At 59.7% G+C, this 11,406-nt stretch carries 8 protein-coding genes; 4 read left to right on the forward strand and 4 right to left on the reverse strand.

Features of this window, described 5'->3' with window-relative positions:
* The first annotated feature begins 257 nt into the window (after positions 1–257).
* From I1M21_RS01405 to I1M21_RS09745, 3 genes are all read left to right on the forward strand, one after another.
* The gene (locus I1M21_RS01405) at positions 258–1,298 is read left to right on the forward strand and encodes a methionine ABC transporter ATP-binding protein (RefSeq protein ID WP_195192121.1); all 1,041 of its coding nucleotides are present in this window, start codon (positions 258–260) and stop codon (positions 1,296–1,298) included.
* Entirely contained in the window at positions 1,288–2,910 is a 1,623-nt protein-coding gene (locus I1M21_RS09740) for a MetQ/NlpA family ABC transporter substrate-binding protein (protein WP_229025500.1), read from the forward strand. Before I1M21_RS01405 ends, I1M21_RS09740 begins: the two co-directional genes overlap by 11 nt.
* Positions 2,911–3,453: 543 nt before the next feature.
* On the forward strand, positions 3,454–3,645 hold the full coding sequence (locus tag I1M21_RS09745; protein ID WP_229025501.1) for a hypothetical protein: 192 nt from the start codon (positions 3,454–3,456) through the stop codon (positions 3,643–3,645).
* A gap of 35 nt (positions 3,646–3,680) precedes the next feature.
* On the opposite strand, the gene I1M21_RS01415 is transcribed toward I1M21_RS09745, so the two are convergent.
* The 4 genes from I1M21_RS01415 to ptcA form a co-directional block, all read right to left on the reverse strand.
* Positions 3,681–5,090, reverse strand: a complete 1,410-nt coding sequence (locus I1M21_RS01415; protein ID WP_229025502.1) for an APC family permease — start codon at positions 5,088–5,090, stop codon at positions 3,681–3,683.
* A gap of 686 nt (positions 5,091–5,776) precedes the next feature.
* Positions 5,777–6,982, reverse strand: a complete 1,206-nt coding sequence (locus I1M21_RS01420; protein WP_195192122.1) for an agmatine deiminase family protein — start codon at positions 6,980–6,982, stop codon at positions 5,777–5,779.
* Between the two features lie 285 nt (positions 6,983–7,267).
* Positions 7,268–8,707 (reverse strand): APC family permease, encoded by a 1,440-nt coding sequence (locus tag I1M21_RS01425; protein WP_195192123.1) that lies wholly within the window; start codon positions 8,705–8,707, stop codon positions 7,268–7,270.
* 138 nt (positions 8,708–8,845) lie between these two features.
* On the reverse strand, positions 8,846–9,919 hold the full coding sequence (gene ptcA, locus I1M21_RS01430; protein WP_195192124.1) for a putrescine carbamoyltransferase: 1,074 nt from the start codon (positions 9,917–9,919) through the stop codon (positions 8,846–8,848).
* Between the two features lie 331 nt (positions 9,920–10,250).
* On the opposite strand from ptcA, the gene I1M21_RS01435 reads away from it, so the two are divergent.
* Positions 10,251–11,216 carry a response regulator transcription factor gene (locus I1M21_RS01435; protein ID WP_195192125.1) on the forward strand — a complete coding sequence of 322 codons (966 nt, stop codon included), beginning with the start codon at positions 10,251–10,253 and terminating at the stop codon, positions 11,214–11,216.
* The last annotated feature ends 190 nt before the right edge of the window (positions 11,217–11,406 follow it).

Raw genomic sequence — 11,406 nt, forward strand, 5'->3', positions numbered from 1 at the left:
GCGCCGTCCAGCTACACCGCGAAGGGAGCGAACATGAACGGATTCATTTCCAACAACTCCATGATGATGTGCATGTGCGCGGGCATGATGATGCCCCCTGTCTCCTCGCCCGCCGGCAGCGCCCGCTGCCCGCGAATGATGTAGCCCGCGCATAGTCTCGGACTTCAAGGCGAGGAACCCACAACCGGGTCCTCGCCTTTTTGTTTGGCACGCCGCGGGCGCCAACCATCAGCAACACTCAACCGAAAGGCTGTACCGTGATAGAACTCACCAACATAGTTAAGGAATACCAAGGGGCGGGCGGGGCGTTTCGCGCCGTGAACGACGTGACGCTCACCATCCAGACCGGCGAGGTCTTTGGCATCATCGGCTACTCCGGCGCCGGCAAGTCCACGCTCGTGCGCTGCATCAACCTGCTCGAACGCCCCACCTCGGGCACCGTGCGCGTGGACGGCCGCGACGTCACCGCGCTCACCGGCGCCGAGCTGCGCCGCGAGCGCCAGAGCATCGGCATCATCTTCCAGCACTTCAACCTGTTTCCCTCGCGTACCGTGGCGCAAAACGTCGCGTTCCCGCTGGCCAAGCTCGGCCTCTCCCGCGAGGAGATCGACGCCCGCGTGACCGAGCTGCTCGCGCTTGTGGAGCTCTCGGACAAGGCGGCCGCCTACCCCGAGCAGCTCTCCGGCGGCCAGAAGCAGCGCGTCGCCATCGCCCGCGCGCTCGCCACGCGCCCCAGCGTCCTTCTGTGCGACGAGGCCACCAGCGCGCTCGACCCCACCACCACGCACTCCATCCTCTCCCTGCTCAAGCAGCTCAACCGCGACCTGGGGCTCACCATCGTGGTCATCACCCACCAGATGAACGTGGTGAAGGAAATCTGCGACCGCGTGGCGGTGATGGAGCGCGGCCGCGTGATCGAGTCCGGCCCGGTCTACGACGTGTTCGCGAACCCGTCGCACGAGCTCACGCGTGAGTTTATCTCCTCCACCTCCACGCTCACCCGCGTGAACGAGCTGGTGGCCGAGGGCAGCCCCGTGGTGGCGCTGCGCCCCGGCGAGGTACTCGTGCGCCTCAACTACCAGCGCCGCGATGTGAACGAGCCCATCATTAGCTCCATCTCGCGCAGCTTCGACATCGACGTGAACATCATCTTCGCCGACGTCGAGGTGGTGGCCGATGCACCCATCGGCGGCACCGTCGCCATCCTTTCCGGCACGCGCGACCGCGTGGACGCCGCGCTTGCCTACCTGCCCCAGAACGAAAACGTTCGCGTCGAGGTGATCGCTGATGCTCGCTAACATTTCCGCATTCATTCCCAACGTCGTGGCCCAGTGGGACACGTTCATCTCCTCCATTTGGGAGACGCTGCTCATGCTCGCGTGGTCCGGCGTGTTCGTGTTCGTGCTCGGCGGAGTGCTGGGCGTGGCGCTCACCGTCACGCGCGCCGGCGGCATCTTGGAGAACCGCCCGCTGTGGCAGGTGCTCGACAAGGTGACCAACGTGTTTCGCTCCATCCCATTCATCATCCTGCTGGCGGCGCTGCTCCCCGTTTCGCGCCTCATCATGGGAACCGCCATCGGCGTGCCGGGCGCCATCGTGCCGCTCGTAGTGGGCGCCATCCCATTCTTCGCCCGCCAGGTTGAGGTATCGCTCGCCGAGGTTGACCCCGGGCTCATCGAGGCGGCCGACGCCATGGGCCTGGCCCCGCTCGACATCATCTGGCGCGTATACCTGCGCGAATCCGTCTCGAGCCTGGCGCGCGTAACCACCGTGACGCTCATCTCGCTGCTCAACCTTACCGCCATGGCCGGAGCCGTGGGCGCCGGCGGCCTGGGCAACTTCGCCATCCAGTACGGCAAGGACCGCAACCAGCTCGACGTAATATACGTGACCGTGGTGGTGCTCGTGATCATGGTCTCGCTCATCCAGATTGTGGGCAACGCAGTGGCCAAGCGTTCGAGCGCCGAGTATCGTGCCGCCGCAGCGGCAGCGGCCGGCAACGGCACGGCCACGGGCAACGGCGCCACAGGCTCGCACACGCGCCGCAACGTGATCATCGGCGCGGCCGTCTTCGCCGCGGGCTTTGGCCTCTACTTTGTGGTAAACGCGCTCACCGCCGTGCCCGCCACCAAGCGCGTGACCGTGAAGATGGGCGTTACCGGCACTATCTACGAGGAGCTTTATGCACCGGCCAAGGAGAAGCTCGCCGCCGAGGGCATCGACCTGGAGATCGTGCAGTTCTCCGACTACACCACGCCCAACGCCGCACTGGCCGACGGCGACATCGACCTCAACAGCTTCCAGCACCGCATCTTCTTCGCCACCGAGCTTGAGAATAAGGGCTACAAGCTCTCCAACATCGGCAACACGTTCGTGCAGCCCATGCACCTGTACTCGGCGAACGTTGCGTCCGTGGACGAAATCGCGGACGGCGCCAAGGTTGCCATTCCCGACGATGTGACCAACGGCGGACGCGCGCTCAAGGTTCTCGAGGCCGCGGGGCTTATCCAGCTTTCGGACGCGGCGGGCTTCAACCCCACCGTGGCCGACATCACCGCCAACCCGCGCGGGATCGAGATCGTGCAGCTCGCCGCCAACAACATCCCCTCGGTGCTGCCCGACGTTGCCGCGGCCGTGGTGAACGGCAACTACGCCATCGACAACAACCTGTCGCACGACGACATCATCTTCGAGGACACGAGCATTGACGATGAGCAGTACTGGAACCTCACCGCCGCGCGCACCGAGGACCTAAAGGATCCCGAAAAGGTGGAGGTGTACCGCAAGGTTATCGAGGCGTACCAGTCCGCGGATACCGAAGGCGTGTACGACAACACCTACGGCGGCAACTTTATCGCCGTAGGCTGGGACCAAGACCTGCTCTCCGAGGCCGTAACGAACGCGAAGTAGCCAGCGAGCAAGATTTCCGCTCCCGCACACACCCAAGCGAAGGGCCTCCCGGCACGCGACTCAGCCGGGAGGCCCCATTCAGTTTTTTCTGTCCCGCCGCAACCGGCAGCAAAAGCTGTCTACATCCCTTACCCTCTGGCGAGCTTCACAAGAAACAACCCCACGGGCATATTTCAAGCGACCCTCAAAAAAGTTTTGGCAAACGTCGACCGCCGTGAGGGAGCCGCTTTCCCTCACAGCGGTCTTCCAACAGAAAAAACCCAAGTGAGTAGACTTTTTGCAGAAGGCCGAGCACGCCCCAAAACGCCACCGCTCTGACCTGCGGTTTTACCGGGCATTTGTCACGATGTACTCGGCAAATCCAAAAAAGTCTACTCACTTGCATCTGTGACGCGCCAGATAGGCAAAAAACCGCCGCGAATGGGACCGTGAACTGTGAACTGCGCCCTTTGTGGTGGTTTGGAGCTCTCCTCGACGGGATGCTAGACTTGCGGCGTATACATTCGCGCCAAAACACGAGTCGCATGCAGGAAGGGAGATGCCGTGGCGCCGATCGCACCACTCGAGATGCTTGTTGCACCCGCCGCCAGGGCCATCACCCACTTGAGGGACTCCTTAACCTACGACGATATTCCCTGCGCCGCCCAGGCACGCCCGGACAGTCGCCCTTACCTGGGCCATGTCCCCTACTTTGCGCCCAAGCTCGCTTCCGATTCCGAGCACCGCGAGCAGTAACCCCAGATGCACCAGGCGCCACGCTGCCCGTGGCGCTACTCTTTTGGTGCATAGTAACCTGTCCCCCTTGCACCAACGCCGGGGTTGTCGATGCTGCGACCGCGACGCGACACGAGACGCGACACCTCGCCCAACAGCACGCCGATCACCACGCCCACCAGAATCGGCAGCTTGGCCATCTCGGCCGACGAACTGTTGAGTGGCACTACCGTCGCCACAATCGAAAGCGCGAGCTCGATCGCCGGCACCGCAAGCGCTACGGCGAGCACCTTGCCCTCGAAGGGCGCACGGAACACACGCGGTCGGCCGTCGTACTTACGCAGACGCCAAAACGCCGGAAACATGGGGATATAGCTCATGAGCAAAAAGACGACGTTCATCGAGAAGAAGACCCAAAAGACGTCGGAGCCCTCACCCAGCGGAATCTGGAGCAGTAGCACTAGGCTGGCAAAACAGCCGTTAATGAGTGCCGAGCCGTTGGGCATGCCGGTCTTCTTGGACACCAACGCAAAGCGGCGCGGCATGTTGCCATGGCGCGCGGCATAGCTCGCCACGTTGTTGACGCCAAAACTCCAACAGATCATGTTGGCGAACAGCGTCACCATAAAGGCTACACCCACCAGCATCGTCAGCGGATGACTGCGCCCAACCATGGCGACCACCGCGTCCACAATGCCCGAGTCGAGCGAAAGCTGCTCGGTAGGAACCGCAGCTCCAATGCCAATGCCGCAGATAATATAGATTGCCGCGATGGCAACGCCACCGGCGATAACCGCCTTGGGGATATCACGTGACGGGTTTTTCATCGTGCTGGCAAAGGTCGCAACGACCTCAAACCCCATAAAGTTGAACAGAATGATCGACAGATACGTCAGCGAGTTAGCATCATCCAGATTGGGGATGAAGGTCTCAAACGACATATCGTTGGCAAAGCCGTTATTGCAGGCAAACCAGATGCCAACGATACCCACCACGGCGGTAATGAGCACCTTGATGATGGCACCGCCGTCCATGACCCAATCGGCCTCCGATACCGGCTGCATCGCCATAAGCGTAACGCCCCACACAAAAACGAGCTCAAGGACGATCTTGGCACCCATCGAAAACTCGATGCCCCATACCGCGTTGATCACGCTGGGGAACATACAAGCAATGCTTGCCACCCACAGCGGAAAGTTAACCCAGTAGCACCAGGAGCAGCGGGCGCCCCAGCGATCGCCCAGACCCAGGCGAACCCAGTCGTACAGACCGCCCTCGGAATCAAACGCCGTGCCCAGCTCCGCCACCACCAGACCGTAGGGCAACAAAAACGTAATGATAAGGAAGATCCACCAGAAGAACTGCACGTTGCCCATGGCAGACGCCGGAGCTGCTGCCTCAATGGTAAAAACGACGCAGATAACCGAGAGGATGACCTCGAACAGGGAGAACTTTTTACCTGCCATGGCACGCTCCCCCTGCAGCAAAAAGGATGGCATCTGTACCGAAGGCGCAGCTCAAGGTAGGGTTGCAGGCCGCGTCACCGGTACAGGTGCCATCCCAAAGAGAGGACAGGATGCAATTGTTAGACCAACGCTCGCGGAACAGGCGCGTGTAGATAACGATGCGCTGGTACATAGATACTCCGATCAAAACGGCCGTGCTCACGACCGGAAACTTTCAGCAATTGAAAACGCGTCTGACCTGGAACATTCAAGCGAACAATTGGCCTAACCCGCAAAAAATCCCAGGTCAGACGCGTACTCAATCAAAGAAAAGGGCACTCCGAAGTGGAGGCTACGAAGTGCCCGTTCCGCGCCGCTGCGCCAAATAACCCAAAAACCAACGCAGCAGACAAAGAGGGAGAAAAGCAAATCTGCTCAAACAGAAAACCCGGATCCGGTCCGATTGATCGGCTGGGTTTTCGAGGTGCCCCAGGTCGCCGCGAAAGAGGAGCGAAGCGTACTTTGGTACGCGAGCGACGGTTTGAGCGGCGAGATGGGGTGCCTCGGAAAGTCAGGCGATTAAGCGTCTGCGTAATTGGCTGGGTTTCCGAGGTGCGGCAGATTGCCCTGAAAGAGGAGGGCATTGACCTTAAGGGTCATGCCCGACGATTGAAGGGCAAGGTGCCGTGGCTCAGGAAGCCAGACGATTAAGCGGACGGCTCCTGCTGCGTGATGCAGTGGATATTGCCGCCGCCGAAGACGACCTGCTCGGACTGAACGCCGACGCACTTGTAGACGCCCTCGCCCCAGACCTCGTCATAGATCTTCTGGAGCGTGTCAACAGCCAGCTGGTCGTTCTCGTCGCCGTACTGCGGGACGATAACGCCGTGGTTGGTGACCAGGTAGTTCATGTAGGAAGCAATCAGCGGCTCGTCGGCAACGCGCGGCTCGGCGTTCTCGTCGGCGTCGATGGCATCGCAGGAAGCCTGATCCATGAACAGCGGGTTCACGGGCATGCAGAGCTTGTAGACCTTCATCTTGCGGCCCTTGGCGTCAACGGCGTTGGAGAGGGTCTCGTAGGCAGCGTGGCACTGCTCGTAGAACGGGTACTCGGGATCATCGGTCCAGATGCAGGCCATGACGCCCGGGGCGATGAACGTGGCGACGTCATCGATGTGGCCGTTGGTCTCCTCGGGGTCGATGCCCTCCTTGACCCAAATGACCTTCTCGACACCCAGGTAATCCTTGAGGTGCTCGTCCATATAGGCGCGAAGCTCCTCGCTCCAGGGCTCAAACTTCTTGTGGAACTTGGGCCAGATGGACTCGGGATCCTCTTCCTCCTCCAGAACCGCAGAGCAGGTGCGGCCCGGGGAAAGCAGGCACTGATCGGTCACAACAAGGGTGCCCTCGCCGTCGACGGTGATGGAGCCACCCTCGAGAATCATGTCATCGGGACGATAGCGACGGCAGCCGGAAAGCTCAGCCATCTTAAGGGCGATCTGCTCGTCCTTATCCCACGGGAAATAGAGGCCGTCGACGAGGCCACCGTAGGCGTTGAAGTGCCAGTGGTTGGCGCGCTTCTCGCCCTTGCCGTTGATGACGTAGGTGGCGGCGGTGTCGCGGAACCAAGCGTCGTCGGTGGTCATCTCGATGACGGTGACGTTCTCGTCATTCTCGAAGACGGCCTTGCAGTTGGCGTAGTCGGCCTGGTTGGCGCACATGGTGACCGGGGTGAACTCAGCGATGGCGCGAGCGATGGCGGCATACTGCTTCTGAGCCGGCTTGGCACCGTGGGCCCAGGTGTCGGTGCGGTGGGGCCAACCCATCCACACGCGATCCTGAGGGGCGAACTCAGCAGGCATAAAGAAGCCGTCGGCCTTGGGGGTGGACTCGGACTCGGTGATCGTACGCATAAGATTTCCTCCAAATCGAACGATCGCTTGCTGCGGGCGGTTTACCCGCAGCCTAAAACCAAGAAATGGTGGGCGCCCGTCCCCCGGCAAAGGTCGGGGCGCCCGGTACCTGTTTTCACGGGGTCGCACCGGCGAGCGACGACGTAGCCAGGTGCGCGGAGACAATACGCACGAAGGATACGAAAGAGAGGCTGGGGCAGGCGCTGGTTACCGGAGCTATCGCTCGCACCCACCCCGGGGGATGGTTAAGTGACGAGGAGCGTTGGAGCCCCAAATCTGGGTGCCCTAGTTCTCCTCGGCCTCGGCGGCCTCCTCAGCGAGACGCTGAGCAGCCAGCTCGGGGGTGAGACCCATATACTCGGTCTCGCGGCCCTTGGCGCTGATGACGCGGACGACCTCGCCAATGAGCAAAAGCACGATGAAGATAACGATCATCGGAACCTTGTCACCAATCTCAGCGGCGGAGAACGGAATCAAAGTCGCGACGATGGCCAGGACCAGCTCGATGCAAGGAATGGCCAGCATGACCTTCATCATGGTGCCCTTAAACGGGAACGTAAAGATGCGCTCACGGTTCGGGTCGTTCTTACGAAGGTTGAGGAACGCCGGGAACATCGGGATGTAGGTGAGCAGCAGGAAGACGACGGAGGTGCCGAAGAGCATCCAGAAAACCCCGTTGGAGATGGCGTCGATGGGAACCAGCTGCAGGCACAGCACCAGGGAGGCAACGATGGCGTTGACCAGGTTGGCGCCGTTGGGCATGTCGTCATCCGAGATCATCGAGGCGAAGACCTTGGGCATGTTGCCGTGCTCGGCAGCATAGCGGGCAACGGAGTTAACGCCGAAGGACCAAGCAGCCATGTTGGCGAACAGGGTGATCAGGAAGGCGATGCAGATGATCTCGAAAATCATGGAGTCGCCCACCATGGTCTGAACGGCAAAGATCATGCCGTAGTCGGGGTCGATGGCATCGGCCGGCACGGCAGCGCCGATGCCAAAGCCAGCGAACAGGTAGATCACAGCGATGGACAGGCCACCGACGATGATTGCCTTGGGGATATCGCGAGCGGGATCGGCCATGTCGTCGGTCATGGTGCAGATGACCTCGAAGCCCATGAAGTTAAAGATGATGATCGACAGGTAGCCCAGAGCGTTGGTGTTGGTGAGCTCGGGCAGGAAGGTGGTAGCGGACATATCGTTCGCAAAACCGTTCTCCATGGCATACCAAATGCCCAGAGCGCCGACGATAACGGCAACGGCGACCTTGATGATGGCGCCACCGTTGAGGACCCACTCGGAGTCGGCCGCCTTGGAGCGGCCCATGAGGTAGACGATCCACACAAAGGCAAGGTCGATACCCATCTTGGCGATCAGATTGAACTCGACGCCAAAGACCATGCCCAATATGTCGGGGAACATGGTAGCCAGCGAGGCAATCCACAGCGGGTAGTTAACCCAGTAGTAGTACGAAATGCGGGCGCCCCACTTGTCGCCCAGGCCATCGCGTACCCAGTCGTAAATGCCGCCCTCGCCGTCATAGGTGGTACCGAGCTCGGCGACAACCATGCCATAGGGAAGCAGGAAGGTCAGAATCAGGAAGATCCACCAGAAGAACTGCTGGTTGCCAATGGCGGCAGCAGGAGCGGCGGCCTCGCAAACGAAGACGACGCAGATGATGGTCGAAATGACCGTCAAGAAGGAAAGCTTTTTCTTTCCGTCGCTCATAATGAGCTCCTTCGCTCAGTCTTGGACAGATCCGAGGCCCTAACCCCAAGGAACTAAGGCCATCCTTGGGCCTCGGTGAGCGGGCGACAGGAGACGAGCATCCGCCGCCCGCAAACGTGCTTTTAAAAGCCCTGAGGCTTAGAGCTGCTCGAGAGCCTCGAGAGCGGCGTGGAGCTCGGCCTTAGCGGAGTACTCGACACCCTCATCGTTGAGCGGGGTGCGCTTGCCCAGAGCGGCAAGAAGAGCGCGGATGGAGTGCTTGCGGTTCTCGGCCTCGACCCAGCACAGGGAACGCTCGGGATCGTCCATGACCTCGTCGACGACCTCCTCGTTGCGGGTGGCCGGCAGGCAGTGCATGAACTTGGAGTCGGGACCGGCGAAGTTCATCATGTCCATAGTGACCTGATACTTGGGATAGAACACGTCCATGTAGTTCTCGCCCGAGACCTCCTCGTCGTACAGGCCATACCACACGTCGGTGTAGATGAAGTCGGCGCCCTTGATGCACTCGATGTCGTCGGAGATGACGATGGAGCCGCCGGAGACCTTGCAGTTCTCCTCGGCGATGGCCATCATCTGCTTGCCGAACTCGGCACGCTCCTCAACGGTGCCAACGTGCAGGCCGCCGTCGGGGATCTGATGGCCCTTAGGTCCAAACTGGACAAACTTCATGCCGATCTTGGAGGCGATGAACATAAGGGAGACGCAGACCTGGGTGGCGTCGCCGATGAAGGCCAGGGTGCAGTCCTCGATCTTCTTGCCCTCGGGAAGGTTCTCGAGCATGGTCATGAGGTCGCCCATCTCCTGCGTGGGATGGTTGAACTCGGACATGCCGTTGATGACGGGAACAGCGGAGCCCTCGGCCAGACCGACGACGTCCTTGTGACGGTCAACGCGGGCCATCATGATGTCGAGCAGGGAGCCCATGACGCGAGCGGTGTCGCCCAGGGACTCATGGCCACCGAGCTGAATGGTGCCAGGGCCGTAGAACTGAGCGTGGCCGCCGAGGTCGGTCATAGCGGTCTCGAAGGAAAGGCGGGTGCGGGTGGACACCTGCTGGAAGATCATACCGAGGGACTTGTTACGGAGCAGGTGCGGATAATAACCGTCAACCTTGATGGCCTTCTTCATTGCCAGACCAAGATCCTCGATAGCCAGGATCTGCTCTTTAGTGAAGTCGTTGGTGTCGATGAAATCCTTAGGCAGTGCCATGTCGATTTCCTTTCCGCCGGTCTTGCCGACTTATTGCTGAGAGGCGCTCGTACATCACGCCTCGTGTTGACAAGACCATCATTCACCCGTCTGTAATTTTTACCTAGTTTATTCGGGATTAAAGACCGTTCACGGAGTTACACCCCCTCTAAACCAATATAAACCCGCAGGTAGCTGACTTGGAGGGGGTTTACCATCTAGAACCGCGAACGGTATACGGCTATCCTATAACTTGGCGCCTAATCCGCAGTGAAACGACTGGCTGGGGCATGTACACCCCCGGGGATTATATGGTGTCAATCCCAGACTAAATGAGACAGGACGGTGACAGATGAACACGCTCATGTTCTTCTATACCTTGGCAATACTGGTTATCTGTATTGTGACGGCGGTGCTTTCACTTGCCACCTACGCCTCGTCCCGTCGACGCTTCTTTATCTATGGCAGCGGCGTTTTTATTTGCTATGCCATCGAGATGACCGAGATCTTCTTTTTTGAATACACGTTGCAAAACCAGAGCTTTCCGGCCAGCGACTATTACTCAATTACCATGCCTGTGTTGCGGACCCTTGTGGCGACCGCTTCACAGGCTTTTATTTGGCTGATTGCCATGGATCTGCTCGACAAGCATTCCAAGAAGCTGTTCGTCATTCCCGTTGCAACCTTCTTGGTAAGTGAGCTGCTGATTATCGTCGCCGTCCCCTATGGCCCCATGCACCAGTGGCTTTACTACACCATGCGCCAGGTGTTCCTTGTCTTTGTGGGGCTGTATATCTTTTGGACGGCCCGCAAGAGTACGAAGGTTGAGCTGAAGGCGCGCGTCAACAACCAGCGAAAGCACCTGATTGTCGGCGCTATTCTGGTCGCCTGCATCGTTGCCGAGGACTTCTACAACATTCTGGTGGTTCCCATGAGCCTGGCGCCTTCCTGGCTGCAGCTGTATCTGTCCGAGCGCAACTTTAGCGAGAACGTCTTTGCGTGCTACTTTGCCGTCCTGCTGATCATCTACGCCTATCACGTGCTTTCGATACGCATGCAAGAGGCGCCCGAGGAAAAGAACGTCAGCGATCTTGATCGACACATCGAAGAGCAGATGCCCTTCTATCGCAACGCCTATAAGCTCTCCAACCGCGAGGCCGAGGTCATGCGCCTGGTCGTGCTGGGCAAGTCGAACCAAGAGATCGCTGACGAGCTATTCCTTGCCGTGGGCACCGTCAAGACCCACATCCACAACATCCTGGTCAAAACCGAGCAGCAAAACCGCACCACGTTGATCCTCCACTTCTGGAAGCGCTAACCTGCCAAAAAGGGACAGGTTTATTTTGGTAGGTTTTATCTGGGCAAACGCCAACCGCCGCGAGAGAGCTGTTTTCCCTCGTGGCGGTCTTCTAGCAGAAAAACCAAGTGAGTAGGCTTTTTGCAGGAGGCCAAGCACGCCCCAAAACGCCACAGCTCTGACCTGCAGTTTTTATAGATCATTTGTCGCG

The organism is Collinsella aerofaciens, assembly GCF_015546965.1.
Classification (GTDB): Bacteria; Actinomycetota; Coriobacteriia; order Coriobacteriales; family Coriobacteriaceae; genus Collinsella; species Collinsella aerofaciens_X.

What these genes read in the sequence shown, in the direction of transcription:
- I1M21_RS01420 (WP_195192122.1), bottom strand. Translation starts at nt 6,982, where the DNA reads ATGCGTACGATCACCGAGTCCGAGTCCACCCCCAAGGCCGACGGCTTC.
- I1M21_RS01415 (WP_229025502.1), bottom strand. Translation starts at nt 5,090, where the DNA reads ATGGCAGGTAAAAAGTTCTCCCTGTTCGAGGTCATCCTCTCGGTTATC.
- ptcA (WP_195192124.1), bottom strand. Translation starts at nt 9,919, where the DNA reads ATGGCACTGCCTAAGGATTTCATCGACACCAACGACTTCACTAAAGAG.
- I1M21_RS01435 (WP_195192125.1), top strand. Translation starts at nt 10,251, where the DNA reads ATGAACACGCTCATGTTCTTCTATACCTTGGCAATACTGGTTATCTGT.
- I1M21_RS09740 (WP_229025500.1), top strand. Translation starts at nt 1,288, where the DNA reads ATGCTCGCTAACATTTCCGCATTCATTCCCAACGTCGTGGCCCAGTGG.
- I1M21_RS01425 (WP_195192123.1), bottom strand. Translation starts at nt 8,707, where the DNA reads ATGAGCGACGGAAAGAAAAAGCTTTCCTTCTTGACGGTCATTTCGACC.